Source organism: Streptomyces sp. NPDC031365 (assembly GCF_055569765.1).
On record NZ_JBVIIM010000015.1, the window covers coordinates 92201 to 111659 of the forward strand.

A 19459-nucleotide genomic window follows, 5' to 3' on the forward strand; every position below is an offset into this window, starting at 1 on the left:
AGGCGCCCTTCCAACTGCCCGAGCAGTTCACCGAGCAGGGCGGCGAGCTCGCCCAGTTCCGGGCTGTCCAGGCCGGACAGTACGGCGGTCTCGTAGGCGAGCTGCGCGGGCAGGATGCCGTCGACCGTGTCGCGTCCGGCGTCGGTGAGGCGGACGTGGGCGACCCGGCGGTCCCGGGTGTCGCCGCGGCGCTCCACCAGCCCGCGTTCGCTGAGCTGCTTGAGGCGTTTGGTGACGGCGGCGCCCGAGGAGAAGGTCTCACGGACCAGCTCGCTCGGGGTCAGCTCGTGTCCTGTGCGGCGCAGCGCGCCCAGCAGGTCGAACTCCGCGCGGGACAGTCCGGCCCGGCGCAGCGGGGCATCCTCCGCCTGCTGCAGGAGGGCGGCGCAGCGGTGGATGCGGCCGATGACCTCCATGGGCCCGGTGTCCAGGTCGGGGTGGACGGCCCGCCACTGCCGGACGACGGCGGCAACGGTGTCGCCCCTTCTGCCGGACGGCTCCCGGCCGGCGTTCCGGGGGCCCTCGTCGCCGGTCGCCGATGGTCCTTGGGTCGCCGTCATGGCCGTACGTCCTCCGTGTGCGTGCTCGCGCCGGGAAGCAGCCCCTGGCGTCGTACCGTCGCCGCGAGCGTACGGCGTCCCGGCTGCTCGGCGAGCACGACCCGCTCCTGGGCGGTGCGCGCCGGTGTTCCCCGGTGAGCGAGGCGGCGACCGGAGGAAGGCTCAGCGGCGTGACCGCGGCGACCTCGCTGAGGGCGGGCAGGTCATTTACTCATAAAATATAGCCGCTGACCTGCTACGCTCCCCCGAACGCTCCCTGTGCACTCCTGTGCGCCCGCGTGTCCGCCACCGGGGGCGGGCATCCCCTGACCGACCGTCGAACGGGTCCGGAGGGGGAGGTTCACGTGCACGGACCGGCGTCGTCCGGCTGGCTGCTGGTCGCGCTCTGCGCGGCGACCGGCGCCTACTGTCTGCTGCGCATGCGCAGCCGCGTGGAGGAGCAGCGCCGTTCCGCGGGCGGCGAGGCGCTGATGGGGTTCGGCATGGCCGTGATGGCCGTGCCCGCAACGGTGTTCACGCCGCCGCCCTGGGCGTGGCCGGCCCATGCGGCGGTCTTCGGTGCGGCGGGGCTGCACGCGTTGTGGGCGGCCCGCACGGGCGCACGCCATCTGCACCACCTGATGGGGGCCGGGGCGATGGTGTACATGGCGGTGACCATGGCCACCGCCTCCGGCACCACGCACGGGCACGGCGGATCGGGCATACCCCTGCTGACCGGGACCCTGCTGCTCTACTTCGCCGGGTACGTACTGATGACGGGGGTAGGCCTGGCGCCCGTGACCGCCGTGACCGCCGTGACCGCCGTGGCGGGCGGTGGCCCGGGCCCCGGCCCCGGCTGGGGCGACCGGCCGGAGCTGGCGCGGGCCTGCCGGCTGTCCATGGCGATCGGGATGGTGGCGATGCTGCTGACGATGTAGGGCCGTGATTGCGGTTCCGGGACCGTTGTCTGCGTCACTTCGGACCTCTGGTCCGTACCGCTGAGCGGTCCACGCTCATAAGCTGCAGGCATGATCCTCCCCGCGGTCCTGCTGGTGCTCGGCGTCCTGACCGCTGTCGTGGGTCCCCGGCTGCTCGCCCGGGCCGACTGGCCGGACCGTGAACCGGTGGTGGCACTGTGGGCGTGGCAATGCGTGATCGCGGCGGTGCTGCTGTGCTGTGCCCTGTCGATGACGTTCAGCGCGGCGGCCGCCTGGCAGGCGGTGGGCGGCCAGGTGTTCGCCACCGCGCCCCGTGCCGTCGTGGAGGCGTACTCCCTCGGCACGGCAGGACTCTGGGCGGCGACCACCGCGGTGGCGCTGGCGTGCGGCGGACTCTGGAGCGCGGCGATGCTGGTCCGGGAAATCGTACGGGCCCGCGCCCGGCGCCGGACGCGGCGGGCCCAACTGCGCCTGCGGGTCCCCCTGCTGCCCGGCGAGGAGCCGGGCTCCGAGCGGCTGGTGGTCCTCGAGGGCGAGCAGCCCGACGCCTGGTGGCTGCCCGGGAGTCCGCCCCGACTGGTCGTGACCACGGCCGCGTTGCGCCGGCTGAAGGGCAGACAACTGGACGCCGTCCTCGCCCACGAACGGGGGCACGCGCGGGCCCGGCACGACTGGCTGCTGAACTGCTCCTCCGCGCTGGCCGGCGGGTTCCCCCAGGTGCCGGTCTTCGCCGCGTTCCGCGACGAGATGCACCGGCTGGTCGAACTCTCCGCGGACGACACGGCCTCCCGCCGTTTCGGCCGGCTGACCACGGCCCTCGCCCTGGTCGAACTCAACGAGCACCGAGGGGTGTTCGGTCCCTGTTCGGACCCACAGGCCGAGGTCCCGGCCCGTGTGCACCGGCTGCTCACCCCCGCGGACCGGCTCACCGCGGGGCGGCGGCTGCGGCTGACCGCCGTGGCGTCGATGGTGCCGGTGATTCCCATCCTGGTGGCGTTCGTACCGGGATTGCGGGCACTGGGGTAGTCCGCGGACCGCAAGGGTCCGGCGGCGGTGACAGGACTGGCCCCGGACACCGCCGGTCGACAAGGATCGCCCCATGCACACCCCCCACACCGATTCCCCGCCCAGGCCCCCGCGGCACCGTCCCGCCACGCTGTCCACCGGCGTGCTGGCACTGTGCTCGGCCCTGTTACTGACACTGGTCACCGTCGAGTGGAACCCGCTGCTCGCTCTGGACGGCGACATCTCCCGCACCACCCACGGCTGGGCGGTGGCGGAGCCCGCACTGACCCACACCGCCCGCATCCTGACGGACTGGGTCTGGGACCCGTGGACCATGCGTGTGCTGTGCGGGGTTGCGGCGGGACTGCTGGTGTGGCGGTACGCGGACCGGTGGACCGCGATGTGGCTGGTCCTGACGGTCGCCGTCGGAACGGCCGTGCAGCAGGGCGTGAAGGCCGCGCTGGACCGTGCCCGCCCGGCCTGGCCCGACCCGGTCGACTCCGCCCACTACGCGGCCTTCCCCTCGGGCCACGCCATGACCGCGACGGTCGTCTGCGGCCTCCTGCTGTGGCTCCTGCACCGTCATCGTGTACGCCGCGTCCTGTGGCGCACGGCGCTGACGGTGGCGGTGATCTCGGTGACCGGCGTGGGCCTCACCCGCGTCTGGCTCGGAGTCCACTGGCCCACGGACGTCGTCGGCGGCTGGCTGTTCGGCGCCCTGGTGGTGACGGCGGCCGTGGGGGTCCACAGGCAGCGGCACCCACGCGTCGCCGCACAGCCGCGGGCAGTCGTGCCGCCGGGTGACGGGGGTCCCCCCGCTCGGACGTAGCCGGGAGTGGGGGCGATCGCGACGGCATCCCGTGAGCGCCGGGCCGCGCGAACATTCCCGGCCCACACGCGCCGGCCACCCGGCGAACGTGCACCGGGACCGGGTCGGCCACCTCGGACGATCCCCCGCGTCGCCCGAGGTGGCCGACAGCCCGGAACAGGCCCGGGAAAGGGCCCGTCCGCACGCGTTGAGTATAGTTGGCTGGCAGCCAGTCAACGCAGGAGTCCAGCATGTCCCCGCGCAGCGCCCTGGTCAATGAAGAGTTGCGGAGGCGTTCGAAGGAACGGCTCCTGCACGCCGCCGTGGAGCTGGTGGACGAGCGCGGGTTCGAGGCCACCACACTCGGCGACATCGCCGACCGGGCGGGTTCCGCGCGGGGCCTCATCTCGTACTACTTCCCGGGAAAACGCCAGCTCGTACAGTCCGCCGTGCACCGCCTGATGCACCGCACGCTGGAGGAGGCCCTGGAGCGCGAGCCGCGCGCCGAGGACGGCCGGGAGCGGATGGCGCGGGCCATCGACGCGATCCTCGGCCTGGCACGGGATCGGCCGATACTGATGCGCCAGCACATGGCCGGACTGTTGCAGGCCGAGGGGTTCCTGCCCTGCCCCGAACAGCGGCGCCTGGCCGAACTGCTGAGCGACACCGTCGCCCGGCACGGCTCACCCGACGTCGAGGCCGACTACCCCATGCTGCGCGCCCTGCTGATGGGCGCCGTGTACGCGGCCGTGATGCCGGGCGCGCCGCTGCCCGTGCCCGTACTGCGCGCGGAGCTGTTCAAGCGCTACCGGCTCGGCTGGGAGATGGGTGTCCCGCCGGACACCGGAGCACCCGGCGGGACGTGTGAGAAGGACCGGACGGACATGGCCCGGTTCTTCGCGACGGAGCCGGACGGTCAGTCGAAGTAGTCCGGCTGGGTCTGCACGTTGAGCTCGCGCATGTGGACCCAGCGGGCCGGGTCGGTGCGCCGGTCGTCGATCCTCAGGACGTCGAAGCCCTTGGCGATGTCGTTCGAGTAGATGTAGCCGTTGTAGTAGTACGCCGACCAGGAACCGCCGGTGGCGATCCGGTCGGTGGACAGCGGGCCACGCTCGAAGTACGCGATCTCCCTGGGTTTCGAGGAGTTGGTGAAGTCCCAGACGGAGACGCCACCCTGGTACCAGGCCTGGACCATCAGGTCCCGTCCCCGGACCGGGATCAGCGAGCCGTTGTGGGCCACGCAGTTCTCGGTGTCCGCCTGGTGGCGCGGGATCTTGAAGTAGCTGCGGAAGACCAGTTTGCTCCGCTCGCCCTTGCCCACGATGTCGTAGATGCCGTCCGCGCCTCGGTCCGGGCCTATCTCAGCGTTGCAGGTCGCGGCGCCGCCGCCGCCCAGTTCGTCGGTGAAGACGACCTTGCTGGCCTTCTGGTTGAAGGTCGCCGAGTGCCAGAAGGCGAAGTTGACGTTGTCCTGCACCCGGTCGATCACCCGGGGACGCTCCGGGTTCTCGATGGAGAACAGGATGCCGTCGCCCATGCAGGCTCCGGCGGCCAGGTCCTTCGACGGCAGGACGGTGATGTCGTGGCAGCCGGTGGTCTTGGAGACACCCGGGTTGGTGGGCGCGCCCGGGTTGCCGCCGCCGTCCGGCCCCTCACCCGGGAACAGCACCGGGAAGCCCACGACCGCCGCCTTGTGCGGGGCCTTGCGCGGCACCTTGATCACGGAGATGCCGTCGTGCGGCGGCCGGCAGTCGGGGTACGCCGCGTTCGGCGAGTACGAGGACACGTAGACGTAGACGTTCTTACGTTCGGGGACCAGCGTGTGGGTGTGCGAGCCGCAGGCGGTCTCGACGGCGGCGACGTAGCGCGGGTTCCGCTTGTCACTGATGTCGAAGACCTTCATGCCCTCCCACGAGGACTTCTCGGTCGCCGGCTGCGTGGTGCTGTTGCAACTGCTGTCGCTGCGCGAGGAGTCGGTGGACAGGAACAGCAGGTCGCCGGAGACGGATATGTCGTTCTGCGAGCCGGGGCACAGGACCTGGGCCACAGTCAGGGGCGCCTTGGGGTTGCTGATGTCGAAAATGCGGAAGCCGTCGTAGTTGCCGGCGAAGGCGTACCGGCCCTGGAAGGCCAGGTCCGAGTTGGTGCCGGAGAGCACGTCCTTGGGGATGTTGGCCACGTGCCGGATGTTGCCGGAATGGACGATCTCGTCCTGTCCGGGTATCTCGCCGCTCTCGATGGCCTCGCGGACCTCGGCCTGGTCGCTGCGCGAGACCTCCGTCCGATCGGCGGGTGAGTCCCCGGGGTCGGGGATGGCCGCGGCGGGGGAAGCGGTGAGCAGGGCGGCCAGCAGGCCACCGGCTGCCGTGGCAACCCCCAGCCGTCTGCGCCGGGGTCGGGAACCTCTCAACAGGATCACTGTCTTTCCTCCCTGGTTCCGTTCGTGTCGGAACGGTTTCCGCAACGGCAGTATCGTCTGGGCATGCACATACCAACAGAGGGCAACCTCGCCGCAAATGAAGTTTCTTGATCAATGCCGTGCGGAAGCGTGCTAGGACAGTCGTCGCCACTCACGAGGCGTCCCGCACCCCTCGACAAGAGGGGACACTCCAGCCACAGGAGGTCCTTGTGCACTACCGCCGTGTGCCGCGCCTGTCCGTCGTCGCCACCGGGCTGACCGCTCTGGCCGTGCTCGGGCTCGTGGGCTGTGACTCCGGCACGGACGACAGCAAGTCGTCCGCGGCGGAGGGGCCTTCGGTCATCGCGCCCGGTGCGCCCGGAGAGGAGAACCGGACCCTGTCGGCCGAGGAGGCCCTGCGGCAGCGCGCGGAGGACGACTCCCCCAACTCCGCCGACGTGTCCTACGCGCGGATGATGATCGAGCACCATGCGCAGGCGCTGGAGATGACCGGGCTCGTGCCGGACCGCGCCGGGTCGCCGAAGATCGTCAAGCTGGCCGAGCGCATCGCCGCCGCCCAGCAGCCGGAGATCAAGGCGATGAAGGGCTGGCTGAAGGGCCACGACAAGGCGGAGCGGGACAGCGGGCACGGGGCGGGGCACGACCACGCGACGATGCCGGGGATGGCCACGCAGGCCCAGCTGAAGCAGTTGCGCACGGCCGACGGCAAGGCCTTCGACCAGCTCTTCCTCACTTTGATGATCACCCATCACCAGGGAGCGATCACCATGTCCGCCGAGGTGAAGGGGCAGGGCAACAACATCTGGATCGAGGAGATGGCGGACGACGTGGTGGCCCAGCAGACGAGCGAGATCAGCCGGATGCGCGACCTGCTGTGACGGTGCCGGCGGATGACCGGCGTCCTGCGCCGAGGCGGCGGGCGCTGAGCGGGGCGTTCCGCCCGGCCGGGGCCACCGCTCGGCCGCGGGCACACCAGGGGCGCTGCTCAGTGGCGGGCGTGCCGGGGGGACAGCAGACCGGCGTCGCGCGTCCGGCCGATGAGCCGGAGCGCGCCGCGCCGGCTGTATCCGGTCTCGTCCATCACGGCGAGGACCGGATCGGCGCCCCGCTCCTGCGCCTCGCGGTACGCCCGCGCCACGAGCCGCCACTCCCCCGGCCCCCGCGGCCGGGCGGATGCGTCACGGTGCGTGCCCGTACCGGCCCCGGCGTCGGGGTCCGGCCCGGCCTCCTCCCCGCAGGCCCGCGCCAGCGGGCCCTCGATCCAGTCGGCGAACAGGGCCAGGTCCTCAAGGGCAAGCGCCGGCCTGGCCTGTACGTCCTCCACGCAGACCCATCCCTCGGACACGGTCGCGAGCGCGTCGATTCTGGCCCCGTCCCCGAAGGCCAGTCGGACATGGAGCCACCGGGTCGCCCGCTCCCCCTCCCGCACCTCCCACGCGGGCCACACGGACACCGCACCCTCCGCCGGAGAGCGATCGGAAAGATGAAGAAAAGATGCCTCGAGCACACAGGCAACGTAACGGTGTGATCAGTTTCCCTCCGTAGGAACACGCACCCCGCGCGGCGGACGCACCCTGTCAGCGGAGCGCGGAGGTGCCATGCTGGAAGACACATCAGCGATCTCCTGTCGATCCCCCGGGGTGAGGAGTTGCGCCGTGCTGCGAGTCGCCGTGATCGGTTCCGGGCCGAGCGGGTGCTACACCGCCCAGAGTCTCGTCCAACAGGACCTCCGGGCGCACGTCGATGTCCTGGACCGGCTGCCGTGCCCGTACGGCCTGGTCCGTTACGGCGTGGCCCCGGACCACGAGAAGATCAAATCCCTGCAGAACAGCCTCCGCGCGGTACTGGAGCACGAGCGGGTGCGATTTCTCGGCGGGGTGCCGGTGGGACCGGGCGGGGTGCCGGTCGCGCGACTGCGGGAGCTGTACCACGCGGTGGTGTACTGCGTGGGCGCCGCGACGGACCGGCGGCTGGGCATCCCGGGCGAGGAGCTCCCGGGCAGCTGGTCGGCGACCGAGTTCGTGTCCTGGTACAGCGCGCATCCGGACGCGGTGTACGACGGTGTCCTCGGCGGGGTGCGGTCGGCGGTCGTCATCGGCATGGGCAACGTCGCCGTGGACGTCACACGCATGCTGGCCCGGGGCACGACGGAACTGAACCCGACCGACATGCCGCACGCGGCCCTGACCGCACTCGCGGCGAGCCGGGTGACGCGCGTTCACCTGGTGGGCAGGCGCGGCCCGTCCCAGGCCCGCTTCACCACCAAGGAGCTGCGCGAACTGGGCACCCTGCCGGACACCGCCATCGCCGTGGATCCGGCGGAGTCCGCGCTGGATCCGGCGTACACGGACCCGTCCGCCCTGCCCACCCCGCAGCGCCGCAACGTCGAGGTACTGCGGGGCTGGTCGGCCCAGGCCGTGGAGCCGGGCGTCCGGCGGCTGATCCGGCTGCGCTTCTTCCTCCGCCCGGCCGAACTGGTCGCCCGGGAGGGCAGGGTGGGCGCGGTGCGCTTCGAGCGGACGATGCCGGACGGACGCGGTGGTGTCACGGGCACCGGTCGGTTCGAGGACATCGAGGCGCAGTTGGTGCTGCGGTCGGTGGGCTATCGCGGGGTGCCGCTGGAAGGGCTGCCGTTCGACACGGCCGGGGGCACGGTGCCGCATCTCGCGGGGCGGGTGCTGCGCGGTGGCACCGTCGCTCCGGGCGAGTACGTGGCGGGCTGGATCAAGCGAGGGCCGACGGGCGTCATCGGTACCAACCGGTCCTGCGCGAAGGAGACGGTGACGTCCCTGTTGCAGGACGCCGCCCTGTTCACCGACCATGACCTTCCCGGCGATCCGCTTGCGGCGCTGCGGGCCGACGGCATCGAACCGGTCCTGTGGCAGGGCTGGCGGGCGATCGAGGAGGCCGAGGCACGGCTGGGCGCCTCCCTCGGCCGGGGCATCGTCAAACTCCCCGACTGGGAGTCCCTGCTGTCGGCGGCCCGGACGGCCGGCACGTGAGACCGTCCCGGCCACGGACGGATCCCACAGGCCGGCCACGCCTGGAACGCCCCGAGAGCGCCGGCGCCCGGACATCGCCGGACGAGGCGCTCCGTCTCCGCCGGGAACAGGCACCACGGCCGATCGCGCCGGGCGAGAACCCCCGGAGGGAGGAGAGCTCCTCCTCCCCTGGCCCGTCAGGACTCGCTGCGGCGGCCCGCCTGGTGGATGGCCGCGGTGAGCAGGGAGTCGAGCATGCCCGGGAAGAGGTCGTCCAGGTCGTCACGGCGCAGGGCGTTCATCTTGGCGGTGCCTTCGTAGATCTGCCTGATCACGCCGCTCTCACGCAGCACCCGGAAGTGATGGGTGGTGGTGGACTTGGTGACCGGCAGGTCGAAGTGCGAGCAGGACAGCGCGACGTCCTCGGCGGCGAGCTCGCGGACGATCCGCAGGCGTACGGGATCGGAGAGCGCGTGCAGCACGCCCTCCAGCCGGATCTCCCCACGCGTGGGGTGGGGCAGATCACGACTGCTGGGGGCGGCGGTCGGCACGGCGGCGGCTCCACATTCGTTCCGGGAGGAACCTCCATGGTACGAGAAGCGTCGTAGTTTGACATTCGCCGTACTACGACGAGTATCGTACGACCCGCACCTCCCCGGTCCCGGTCCTCGCCGAATGGAGCCCACCGTGAGCACACTGTTCGAGCCGTACACCCTGCGCGACGTGACGATCCCCAACCGGGTGTGGATGGCCCCGATGTGCCAGTACTCGGCCGCACCCGACGGATCAGGGGCCGGCGCCCCCGACGACTGGCACTTCGCGCACTACGCGGCCCGCGCGGCCGGCGGCACCGGTCTGATCGTCACCGAGGCCACCGCCGTGTCGCCGGAGGGCCGCATCTCGCCGTACGACCTCGGCATATGGAACGACACCCAGGCCGAGGCATTCCGCCGGATCACCCGCTTCCTCGCCTCCCAGGGCACCGTCCCCGCCATCCAGCTCGCGCACGCCGGCCGCAAGGCGTCGACCGGCCGGCCCTGGAAGGGCGGCACACCGGTCGGCCCGGAGGAGCACGGCTGGCAGCCGGTGGCGCCGAGCGCCATGGCCTTCACCGAGACCCACCCGACGCCCGACGAGCTGTCCGCGGATCAGATCAAGAAGATCGTCGGCCAGTTCCGCGACGCCGCTCACCGGGCGCTCGCCGCCGGTTTCGAGATCGCCGAGATCCATGGCGCCCACGGCTATCTGATCAACGAGTTCCTCTCCCCGTACTCCAACCACCGCACGGACACCTATGGCGGTTCGTACGAGAACCGGACGCGCTTCGCGCTCGAGGTCGTCGATGCCGTGCGTGCGGTCTGGCCGGAGGACAAGCCGCTGTTCTTCCGCGTTTCGGCCACGGAATGGCTGGAGGAGTCCGGCTGGACCCCGGATGACACGGTCCGCTTCGCCTCCGAGCTGCACGCCCACGGCATCGACCTGCTCGATGTCTCCACCGGCGGCAACGCCTCCGGTGTACGCATCCCGGCCGGACCCGGCTACCAGGTCCCCTTCGCCGCGCGGGTGCGGAACGAGACGCCGATGCCGGTCGCCGCCGTCGGCCTGATCACCGACGCCGGGCAGGCGGAGAAGATCCTCGCCAACGGAGAGGCGGACGCGGTACTCCTCGGCCGTGAGCTGCTCCGCAACCCCTCGTGGGCCAGGCACGCGGCACGCGAACTGGGCGGCACGGTCCATGTCCCGGATCAGTACCACCGCTCCGCCTGACCCGTCCGCCACGCTCCGCGCCGATGGCCCGAGGTGCCTGTCGCACCCGGGCCATCGGCATGCCCATTCCTGACCGAATACGATCCACGCACGGCGTTGACCAGAAAGCGCTTTCCCTCTACGTTCCGTTCAGCAGTGTGACCGGTGCACTCAGCCAGTCACCATAGGGCCATCATTCTGAACCATGTTCATGAGCATGGTCCGCACCCCCACACCACGACAGAGGGAACGACATGACTCCCACGACACGACCACGCACCGGAGGGCGCGCGCTGACGAGCGCGCTCGCCACCCTGGGCCTCTCAATTGGCATGGCCATGACCGTCGAAGCATCCGCGGCGGACGCCGCCACCTGGCCGACCCCCAACGGAAGCCAGGGCGTCTCCTCCACCATCTCCGTGTCCGGCACCAAGGACTACGCGATGAAGCGCCTCTACGGCACGGGCGACCTGGGCTCGGGCGGCCAGGACGAGGACCAGGGCCCGATCCTCGAGCTGGCGGACGGCGCGGTCCTGAAGAACGTCATCCTGGGCGCCCCCGCGGCCGACGGCATCCACTGCAAGGGCTCCTGCACCCTGCAGAACGTCTGGTGGGAGGACGTCGGCGAGGACGCCGCCACGTTCAAGGGCAAGTCGTCGGGCTCGGTCTACACCGTCAGCGGGGGCGGCGCCAAGGAAGCCAGCGACAAGGTGTTCCAGTTCAACGGCGCCGGAACGCTGAACGTGTCGAACTTCGCGGTCAAGAACTTCGGCACCTTCGTCCGCTCCTGCGGCAACTGCTCCACGCAGTACCAGCGGACCATCAACCTCAACACCATCGAGGTGAACTGGAAGGGCGGCAGGATCGCCGGCATCAACACCAACTACGGCGACAGTGCGACCCTGCGGAACATCACGATCATCGGGGACAGCAGCAAGAAGATCATTCCCTGCCAGAAGTACATCGGCAACGACGACGGTGACGAGCCCGACAGCAACGGCTCGGGCCCCGACAGCACGCACTGCAAGTACGCGTCGTCCGACATCACCTACCGGTAGCCCCCCACGGGTGACGGCCGTACGAGGCGCCGCGCGGGGCGCTTCGTACGGCCGTCCGCTCTCCGCGCGCACGCGCGTTCATGCCCCGCCCACCCGCGCCCGGACCTCCCCCGCGAGCTCCCGCCGGTAGCTGGCGTACGCGGCCCGCAGCATCTCACCCGGCCAGTCGGCGGGCAGCAGAACGGCGGGCAGGACGGGGTCGGTGAGCAGATGCCGCACGACGGCGGCGAACGCGGTGAGCCGGTCGGCGGGGCGGGCGGCGCGGCCGGCATGACCGAGGAGCGCGTGGGCCATCCCGGACCAGGCGTCCAGCGCCCACAGGCTCGCGGCGAGCTCACCGGCCGGCCGGCCCGGGCGGGCCGTACAGCGCTCGGCCACCCCGTCCAGGGCCGCGGGCAGGCGGCGTTCCAGATTGGCGGGACGCAGCCACACCCCCTCGCGGAGTTCGGCGAGCCGCAGTCCGGCGAGCCGGGTGCGCAGGTCCGCCCGTTCGGCAGGGCCCCGGCCCGTCGCGGTGATCACCACCAGTTCCCAGTCGCCCTCCCACGCGCGCGTGCGCGGCCGTACGGACTCGTCCTGGCGGCGCTGGCGTTCCAGCAGCCGGTCACTGAGCCGGTACCCGGCGTCCGTGCGCCGCAGGTCACCGGCAGCGGCCATCCGGCTGAGCGCCGCGCGGAGCGTGGAGCCGCCGACGCCGAAGCCCTCCAGGAGCCGCCCGAGTTCCTTCGCCGAGAGCTGCGGCGGGTGGGAGCCGAGCAGCAGGCTCAGGACGACCGACCGCGCGGAGAGAGGACGCAGCAGCAGGTCGTCCGTTGCCGGCGCCGGCTCGTTCCTCCGCATGGGGCCGTACTCTACGTCTCCGCTCATGTTGCATGATTGCTGCAACCGCAGGGACGATGCAACACTCGGGGTCATGGCCACCACACTCCCGGACGCGCGGCAGCCGCATCCCGCAGCACGCGGCGCCGATCGTGACCTCACACACGACGTCACCAATCAGCCCCCTCCCCTGACCCCGTACGACGCCTCCGAGGACACCGCACTGCTGGAGGGCCTGCGACGCGAGGGTGCCGGGTGGGCCGAGGAGGATCTGCGGCGGCTGGGCCGGCTGGCCGGCAGCGCGCAGGCACAGGAGTGGAGCGATCAGGCCAACCGTCACGAGCCCGAGCTGCGCACCCACGACCGGTACGGGCACCGGATCGACGAGGTCGACTTCCACCCGAGCTGGCACCACCTGATGCGTACGGCCGTCGCCGAGGGGCTGGCCGCCTCACCCTGGGCGGACGACCGGCCCGGCGCCCATGTCGTCCGTACCGCGGGCGGGCTGGTGTGGGGGCACACCGACGCGGGACACGGCTGCCCCACGTCGATGACGTACGCGGCCGTTCCCGCGCTCCGCCGGCAGCCGGAGCTGGCGAAGGTGTACGAGCCGCTGCTGACCAGCCGGGAGTACGAGCCGGGCCTTCGGGTGCCGGCCGAGAAGCGCGGGCTGCTGGCCGGCATGGGGATGACCGAGAAGCAGGGCGGCTCGGACGTCCGGACCAACACCACCACGGCGACGCCGACCGCCGAGCCCGGCGTCCACACCCTGCGCGGGCACAAGTGGTTCACCTCCGCGCCGATGTGCGACGTGTTCCTGGTGCTCGCGCAGGCCCCGGACGGGCTCTCGTGCTTCCTGGTGCCGCGTGTGCTGCCGGACGGCACTCGCAACACCTTCCGCATCCAGCGGCTGAAGGAGAAGCTGGGCAACCGGTCCAACGCCTCCTCCGAGCCCGAGTTCGACGGGACCGTGGCCTGGCTGGTCGGTCCGGAGGGACAGGGCGTGAAGACCATCATCGAGATGGTCAACTGCACCCGGCTGGACTGCGTGATGATGTCGGCGGCACTGATGCGCAAGACGCTCGTGGAGGCCGGCCATCATGTGCGGCACCGCAGCGCCTTCGGGGCACGGCTGGTGGACCAGCCGCTGATGCGCAATGTGCTGGCCGATCTGGCGCTGGAGTCCGAGGCCGCGACGACGCTCACCCTGCGGCTGGCCGGAGCGGCCGACCGCGCGGTGCGCGGAGACGCAGGGGAGGCCGCGTTCCGCCGGATCGCGACGGCGGTCGGCAAGTACTGGGTCACCAAGCGCGGCCCGGCCTTCACCGCCGAGGCCCTGGAGTGCCTGGGCGGTAACGGCTACGTCGAGGACTCCGGCATGCCGCGGCACTACCGCGAGGCCCCGTTGCTGTCGATCTGGGAGGGCTCGGGGAACGTCAACGCCCTCGATGTGCTCCGTGCGGTCGGCCGGGACGTGGCCACCGCGCAGGCGCTCTTCGACGAACTCGCCCTGACGCGGGGGGCGGACGCCCGGCTGGACGCGGCCGTGGCCGGGCTGAAGGACCAGCTGGCCGAGGGATCGCAGGCGAGCGCCCGGCGGCTGGTGGAGCGGATGGCCCTGGCCCTCCAGGGCTCACTCCTCGTCCGGCACGCCCCGTCCGCGGTCGCCGACGCCTTCTGCGCGACGCGACTGGGCGGTGACTGGGGGCACTCCTTCGGCACGCTGCCGTCGACGGCAGCACTGGACGCGATCGTCGCGCGTGCACTGCCCGAGAGCGGCTGACACGTCGTCAAGCCCCGCGCACCGTTTCGCGCACCATCACCCCCGCCCTGCGCGCCTGGTTGCCGGTGCCGTGGTGCGCCGCGCCGGCACCAGGCGGGTTCCGGGGGCCGTGGCAGGTGCGACATCCACGGGGACGAGCGATTGCCGCGCAGCGGCCAGGCGCTGGTGAGCGCGCAGCCGGCGGCGGGCTGCCGATTGCCGGTTGCCGATTGCCGATTGCCGGTTGCCGGTTGCCGCACGACGCGACCTGCGGCGGGACCCGAGCCGCAGGCGACTGTCAGTGGTGGGGTGCAGACTGACCGGTGACCGAAAAACAGGACGTCGAAGACGACGTCGCGGAGGTGATCGGCATGACCGAAGTACTGCTCGCCGTGGGCACCCGCAAGGGACTGTTCATCGGGCGCCGACGGGGTGGCGTCTGGGAGTTCGACGAAAGCCCCTGCTTCAACGCACAGGCCGTGTACTCGGTCGCGATCGACACCCGGGGGGCGAGCCCCCGGCTGCTGGCCGGCGGGGACAGTTCGCACTGGGGCCCGTCGGTGTTCCACTCCGACGACCTGGGCCGCAGCTGGACCGAACCGGCTCAGCCTGCCGTCAGGTTCCCGAAGGACACGGGCGCTTCGCTGGAGCGGGTCTGGCAGCTGCACCCGGCCGCGGCGGAACCCGACGTGGTGTACGCGGGCACGGAACCGGCCGCGCTGTACCGCTCGGAGGACCGCGGGGAGACCTTCGAGCTGATCCGGCCGCTGTGGGAGCACCCCACGCGCGCGAAGTGGGTGCCGGGCGGCGGTGGTGAAGGGCTGCACACCGTGCTGACCGACGAACGCGACCCGCGCGCGGTGACGGTGGCGGTCTCCACGGCGGGCGTCTTCCGCACCCTGGACGGAGGCATGAGCTGGGCCCCGTCCAACTCCGGTGTGTCCGCGGTGTTCCTGCCGGACCCCGACCCGGAGTTCGGCCAGTGCGTGCACAAGGTCGCCCGGGACGCGGTGAACCCCGACCGGCTGTATCTGCAGAACCACTGGGGGGTGTACCGCAGCGACGACGCGGGCGGGCACTGGACGGACATCGGCGAGGGACTGCCGTCGACGTTCGGCTTCGCGGTGGTCGCCCATCCCCACCGCGGTGACACGGCATATGTGTTCCCGATCAACGCCGACTCCGACCGGGTGCCCGCCGGCCGGCGCTGCCGGGTCTACCGGACGACGGACGCGGGCAGGAGCTGGGAGCCGCTCACGGCGGGGCTGCCACAGGAGGACCACTACGGCACGGTGCTGCGCGACGCGATGTGCCACGACGGGACCGACCCGGCCGGCCTCTACTTCGGCAACCGCAACGGCGAGGTGTACGCGTCGGCCGACGACGGCGACAGCTGGCGGCAGTTGGCGTCGCATCTGCCGGACGTGCTGTGCGTGCGTGCCGCGGTCGTCGGATGAGTCTGGGAGGGACCCCGCCGGGTCGTGGCCACGGGTTGATCTCCGCAGCCGTTGCGGCAGTAGGGTGACGCGCGTGGCACCACGACCCTTGAATGAGATCGTCGAAGCGGGCTGGGCGAAGGCCCTGGAACCGGTGGCCGGACAGGTCGCCGGGATGGGGGACTTCCTGCGCGCGGAGATCGCCGCGGGACGCACCTATCTCCCGGCCGGAGCGAACGTCCTGCGGGCCTTCCAGCAGCCCTTCGACGAGGTGCGCGTTCTGATCGTCGGGCAGGATCCGTACCCGACCCCCGGACATGCGGTGGGGCTGTCGTTCTCGGTCGCGCCCGAGGTACGGCCGCTGCCCGGCAGCCTCATCAACATCTTCCGGGAGCTGAGCACCGACCTGGGCCTGCCCCAGCCGTCCAGCGGTGATCTCACACCGTGGACCGAGCAGGGGGTGCTGCTGCTGAACAGGGCGCTGACGACGGCACCGCGCAAGCCGGGTGCCCACCGCGGCAAGGGCTGGGAGGAGGTCACGGAGCAGGCGATACAGGCGCTGGCCGGGCGGGGCAAGCCCCTGGTCTCCATCCTCTGGGGGCGGGACGCCCGCAACTGCCGTCCCCTGCTCGGGGATCTGCCCGCGGTGGAGTCGGCGCACCCGTCCCCGATGTCAGCCGACCGCGGGTTCTTCGGCTCGCGCCCGTTCAGCCGGGCCAACGACCTGTTGATCCGTCAGGGCGGCCAGCCGGTGGACTGGCGCCTGCCGTGACCGGGACCGGCTATCTCGCCGTGGACTCCGGAGGCTCGGGCCTGCGGGTCGCCGTCGGGGCCGGCGGGCGCGGTCCGCTGGCCCGGGCCGAGTCGGGAGAACCGGTACGGACCGGGGAACGAGGCATTGACCCCGGGCACCTCATGGAACAACTGGTGCCGGTGGCACGGGCGTTGTGCGCCGAGGCCGGCATCGGGGCGCCGGTGGTCGCCGTGGTCGGCGCGGCCGGGATGGCCAGCCTGGGGGACGCGCTGCGCGCGGAGCTGCCCGGCGCGCTGGCCCGCGAGCTGGGCGTGCGGCGTGTGGCGTTGGCGGCCGACGCGGTCACCGCGTACGTCGGTGCCCTCGGGTCCCGGCCCGGCGCGGTGATCGCCGCCGGTACGGGCCTCATCGCGACCGGCACCGATCTGACGGCCTGGCGCCGGGCGGACGGGTGGGGACATCTGCTCGGGGACTGCGGCGGCGGTGCCTGGATCGGGCGGGCGGGCCTGGAGGCGGCACTGCGCGCCCACGACGGGCGGGAAGGCGGCTCCGCGCGGCTGCTGGCGAGCGCCGAGGACATGTTCGGGCCGGCGGCCGGCCTGCCCGGCCGGCTGTATCCGCGTACCGACCGGCCGGCCGTTCTGGCGTCGTTCGCGCCGCGGGTGGGCGAGTGCGCGACCGGGGGTGATCGGGTGGCCGTGGAGATTCTGCGGGCGGCCGCCCGGCACATGGCCGACTCCGCCGTGGCGGTGTGCCCGGCGGAGGGTGAGCCGGCGGTCGGTCTCACCGGCGGCCTGTTCCGGATGGGTGCTCCTCTGCTCGGCCTCGTGGAGGAGGAACTGGCGAAGCGGCTGCCCCAAGCCCGGCGGGTCATGGCCGAGGCCGATCCGCTGCACGGAGCGGTGCGGGTGGCGGAGGACCTGACCACCGGTTCCTTCACCCTTCCGGGCGACGCGAGGATGCTCTGCGTGACGAGCCCGGCAGGTGAGGACGTCACACGCACGGACGACGCCCGAACGTAACTCATCCGACAAAACCGGACGGATACCGCTCACCTGCACCCTCCCCGAACAGGGGAGCCCAGGAAACCACTAACATGCCGCAACATGAGCACCCCCACTGGGCCCGCGTCCGGCCTGCCAGTACGAATGCCGCGCCCCCGTCAGCCCGGGCGGCACCGCCGTCCCGAGCCGCTGGTGGCTCCCGAGGACGCGCCCGCGCTCGTCCTCGCCGTGCCGGGTGCGCCCAGTAGTGCCACCCGCTCGCTCGCCGACGAGGTCGTGAGCATCGCCCGTTCCGAGCTGCCCGGTCTGGACGCCCGGATCGGCTACCTCGACGGCGACGACGAGTTCCCCTCGATCACGTCCGTCCTCGCGCACGCGGCCGAGGAGCGCACCGCCCGCTTCGAGCAGGCCCGTGCCGCCGGTATGGACGTCAAGGAGCCCGACGGCCCCGTCGCCGTCGTCGTGCCGCTGCTCGCCGGTCCGGACAGCGCACTGCTGCGTCAGGTACGCCAGGCCGTGATGGACAGCCGCGTCGCCGCCGAGCTGACCGATGTGCTGGGCCCGCACCCGCTGCTGGCCGAGGCGCTGCACGTACGGTTGTCGGAGGCCGGCCTGGCCCGCGCCGACCGGGCCCGTCTGTTCACCGTGGCGACCGCCGCGGACGGCATCATCCTCGCCTCCGTGGGCGGTGACGAGGCCGTCCAGGCGGCTGGGATCACCGGCATGCTGCTCGCCGCGCGCCTCGCCGTGCCGGTAATGGCGGCGGCCCTGGACCAGGAGGGCTCCATCGCCTCCGTGGCCGAGCAGCTGCGCGGCTCCGGTTCGCAGCAGCTGGCGCTCGCGCCCTACCTGATCGGCCCGGAGATCGACGCGAGCCTGATCGAGGAGGCCGCGAGGGAGGCGGGCTGCTCCGCCGCCGAGGCGCTCGGTCCGTACCCGGCGATCGGCAAGCTGGCCCTGGCCAAGTACACGACCGCCCTGGGCATCGCCCCGCAGCAGGCGCAGAACACCGCGGCCCACTGACGCGGCCGGCGCACGCAGGACGCCGAAAGGGTTCGCTCCGGTTCTCCGCGGTTCTCCGGGGCGGGCCCTTCGTCGTGTCCGGGCGCCCCGGTCAGCGGGTGACCACCACGCAGGACGCGGCGGGTACCGGGATCGAGCCGCCGCGCCGTGGCACTCCCGTGTCAGGATCGAGCGAGAACCAGGTCACGTCCCCCGAGCGCTCGTTGGCGACGTACAGGATGCCGTCCGAGGCGGTGATCGCCCGGGGCCAGTGGCCGCCGCAGGACACGGTGGTGAGCGGGGTCAGCGCCGCTCCCTCCTCCTCTGCCACGAACACGGACAGAACGTCCTCGCCGCGGGTCGCGGTCCACACGAAGCGGCCGTCGGCCGAGACGGCCACACCGGACGGGAAGGCGTCGCCGGCCGGGGTGCCGGGCAGGACCGGGATCTCCGCGAGCGGCTTCAGCGCGCCGTCGGCCGCGTCCCAGCGGCAGACCACGAGCGTGGGGCTGAGCTCGTTGAGCACGTACGCGTACGAACCGCCCGGATGGAAGGCAAGGTGCCGCGGTCCCGAGCCCGGACGCAGGGCGATCTCCCGGTGCGGTACGAGCACGCCGTCGACCGGCGCGCACACCCGCACCGAGTCCGTACCGAGGTCGACACCGACCGCCCAGCGGCCGCTGGGGTCCGGCTGCACCTGGTGGGCGTGCGGGCCCCGCTGGCGCTGCGGATGAGGGCCGGAGCCGCTGTGCCGGAGCACCCCGGAGACGGTCCGCGCGAGACTGCCGTCCGCGCGGACCGGGACGGCGCTGATGCTGCCGGAGCCGTAGTTCGCGGTCAGGACGTGCCCGGCGAAGAGGCTGACGTGGGTCGGCCCGCTCCCGTCCACCAACACCTCACGCCCGGCCGGTTCCGGGCCGCCCCCGGTCACGCGGAACGCGGCCACGGCGCCCTCGGCCGTCTCGCTGACCGCGTACAGCATGCGGCCGTCGGGCGACAGTGCCAGCCACGACGGGTCGGGTACGGCGTTCACGGTGTCCAGGGGCGTCAGCGCGCCGCTCCCGGGGGCGACGGCCGCGGTGACGATGCCCGGGCCTCCCGCCGCCGTGAACGATCCGATGAACGCCCGCCTGCCGTCCGCCACGGCTGTCCCCTCTCGTCCCATGCCGACCGGGTGACGGTAACAGT

The 19459-nt window shown here is 72.3% G+C and carries 18 protein-coding genes and 1 pseudogene; 13 read left to right on the plus strand and 6 right to left on the minus strand.

Annotation, left to right across the window (positions count from 1 at the left end):
* Positions 1-560 (minus strand): MarR family winged helix-turn-helix transcriptional regulator (locus tag ACZ5C2_RS22335; RefSeq protein WP_468793593.1); only part of this gene is annotated, 560 nt, incomplete at its 3' end.
* Between the two features lie 344 nt (positions 561-904).
* Between ACZ5C2_RS22335 and ACZ5C2_RS22340 the strand changes: the two genes are divergently transcribed.
* The 4 genes from ACZ5C2_RS22340 (at position 905) to ACZ5C2_RS22355 (ending at position 4219) form a co-directional block, all read left to right on the plus strand.
* A complete protein-coding gene (locus ACZ5C2_RS22340) occupies positions 905-1477 on the plus strand; it encodes a DUF5134 domain-containing protein (RefSeq protein ID WP_468793596.1) in 573 nt (190 codons plus the stop codon).
* 90 nt (positions 1478-1567) lie between these two features.
* On the plus strand, positions 1568-2503 hold the full coding sequence (locus ACZ5C2_RS22345) for a M56 family metallopeptidase (RefSeq protein ID WP_468793599.1): 936 nt from the start codon (positions 1568-1570) through the stop codon (positions 2501-2503).
* Positions 2504-2576: 73 nt separating this feature from the next.
* A complete protein-coding gene (locus ACZ5C2_RS22350; RefSeq protein WP_468793602.1) occupies positions 2577-3311 on the plus strand; it encodes a phosphatase PAP2 family protein in 735 nt (244 codons plus the stop codon).
* 230 nt (positions 3312-3541) lie between these two features.
* A complete protein-coding gene (locus ACZ5C2_RS22355; RefSeq protein ID WP_468793605.1) occupies positions 3542-4219 on the plus strand; it encodes a TetR/AcrR family transcriptional regulator in 678 nt (225 codons plus the stop codon).
* On the opposite strand, the gene ACZ5C2_RS22360 is transcribed toward ACZ5C2_RS22355, so the two are convergent.
* Positions 4207-5709 (minus strand): LVIVD repeat-containing protein, encoded by a 1503-nt coding sequence (locus ACZ5C2_RS22360; RefSeq protein ID WP_468793608.1) that lies wholly within the window; start codon positions 5707-5709, stop codon positions 4207-4209. The two genes, ACZ5C2_RS22355 and ACZ5C2_RS22360, sit on opposite strands and share 13 nt — an antisense overlap.
* A gap of 209 nt (positions 5710-5918) precedes the next feature.
* Between ACZ5C2_RS22360 and ACZ5C2_RS22365 the strand changes: the two genes are divergently transcribed.
* Positions 5919-6587, plus strand: a complete 669-nt coding sequence (locus tag ACZ5C2_RS22365; RefSeq protein WP_468793611.1) for a DUF305 domain-containing protein — start codon at positions 5919-5921, stop codon at positions 6585-6587.
* 107 nt (positions 6588-6694) lie between these two features.
* Here the strand turns inward: ACZ5C2_RS22365 and ACZ5C2_RS22370 are convergent, their stop codons facing one another.
* Complete coding sequence (locus ACZ5C2_RS22370; protein ID WP_468793614.1) at positions 6695-7162, minus strand: DUF6214 family protein; 468 nt, start codon at positions 7160-7162, stop codon at positions 6695-6697.
* 202 nt (positions 7163-7364) lie between these two features.
* Between ACZ5C2_RS22370 and ACZ5C2_RS22375 the strand changes: the two genes are divergently transcribed.
* Complete coding sequence (locus ACZ5C2_RS22375) at positions 7365-8711, plus strand: FAD-dependent oxidoreductase (protein WP_468793617.1); 1347 nt, start codon at positions 7365-7367, stop codon at positions 8709-8711.
* A gap of 176 nt (positions 8712-8887) precedes the next feature.
* Here the strand turns inward: ACZ5C2_RS22375 and ACZ5C2_RS22380 are convergent, their stop codons facing one another.
* Complete coding sequence (locus tag ACZ5C2_RS22380; protein ID WP_468793620.1) at positions 8888-9241, minus strand: ArsR/SmtB family transcription factor; 354 nt, start codon at positions 9239-9241, stop codon at positions 8888-8890.
* A 136-nt stretch (positions 9242-9377) separates the two neighbouring features.
* Here ACZ5C2_RS22380 and ACZ5C2_RS22385 point away from each other — a divergent pair, with 136 nt between their 5' ends.
* Positions 9378-10457, plus strand: a complete 1080-nt coding sequence (locus ACZ5C2_RS22385; RefSeq protein WP_468793624.1) for an NADH:flavin oxidoreductase/NADH oxidase — start codon at positions 9378-9380, stop codon at positions 10455-10457.
* Positions 10458-10690: 233 nt separating this feature from the next.
* On the plus strand, positions 10691-11494 hold the full coding sequence (locus ACZ5C2_RS22390) for a pectate lyase (RefSeq protein WP_468793627.1): 804 nt from the start codon (positions 10691-10693) through the stop codon (positions 11492-11494).
* A 78-nt stretch (positions 11495-11572) separates the two neighbouring features.
* Here ACZ5C2_RS22390 and ACZ5C2_RS22395 read toward each other — a convergent pair whose 3' ends face one another.
* Positions 11573-12334, minus strand: a complete 762-nt coding sequence (locus tag ACZ5C2_RS22395; protein ID WP_468793855.1) for a PaaX family transcriptional regulator C-terminal domain-containing protein — start codon at positions 12332-12334, stop codon at positions 11573-11575.
* Between the two features lie 73 nt (positions 12335-12407).
* Between ACZ5C2_RS22395 and ACZ5C2_RS22400 the strand changes: the two genes are divergently transcribed.
* The 5 genes and pseudogenes from ACZ5C2_RS22400 to ACZ5C2_RS22420 all read left to right on the plus strand — a co-directional run bounded on the left by ACZ5C2_RS22400 (position 12408) and on the right by ACZ5C2_RS22420 (position 18292).
* The gene (locus ACZ5C2_RS22400) at positions 12408-14096 is read left to right on the plus strand and encodes an acyl-CoA dehydrogenase family protein (protein WP_468793629.1); all 1689 of its coding nucleotides are present in this window, start codon (positions 12408-12410) and stop codon (positions 14094-14096) included.
* A 280-nt stretch (positions 14097-14376) separates the two neighbouring features.
* Positions 14377-15532, plus strand: a pseudogene (locus ACZ5C2_RS22405) (WD40/YVTN/BNR-like repeat-containing protein).
* Between the two features lie 73 nt (positions 15533-15605).
* Complete coding sequence (locus ACZ5C2_RS22410) at positions 15606-16283, plus strand: uracil-DNA glycosylase (protein ID WP_468793631.1); 678 nt, start codon at positions 15606-15608, stop codon at positions 16281-16283.
* On the plus strand, positions 16280-17287 hold the full coding sequence (locus tag ACZ5C2_RS22415) for an N-acetylglucosamine kinase (RefSeq protein WP_468793633.1): 1008 nt from the start codon (positions 16280-16282) through the stop codon (positions 17285-17287). The genes ACZ5C2_RS22410 and ACZ5C2_RS22415 overlap by 4 nt, the downstream gene beginning before the upstream one ends.
* Before the next feature lie 84 nt (positions 17288-17371).
* The gene (locus tag ACZ5C2_RS22420; RefSeq protein WP_468793636.1) at positions 17372-18292 is read left to right on the plus strand and encodes a sirohydrochlorin chelatase; all 921 of its coding nucleotides are present in this window, start codon (positions 17372-17374) and stop codon (positions 18290-18292) included.
* A 91-nt stretch (positions 18293-18383) separates the two neighbouring features.
* On the opposite strand, the gene ACZ5C2_RS22425 is transcribed toward ACZ5C2_RS22420, so the two are convergent.
* A complete protein-coding gene (locus tag ACZ5C2_RS22425; protein ID WP_468793639.1) occupies positions 18384-19415 on the minus strand; it encodes a lactonase family protein in 1032 nt (343 codons plus the stop codon).
* Positions 19416-19459: the final 44 nt, after the last annotated feature.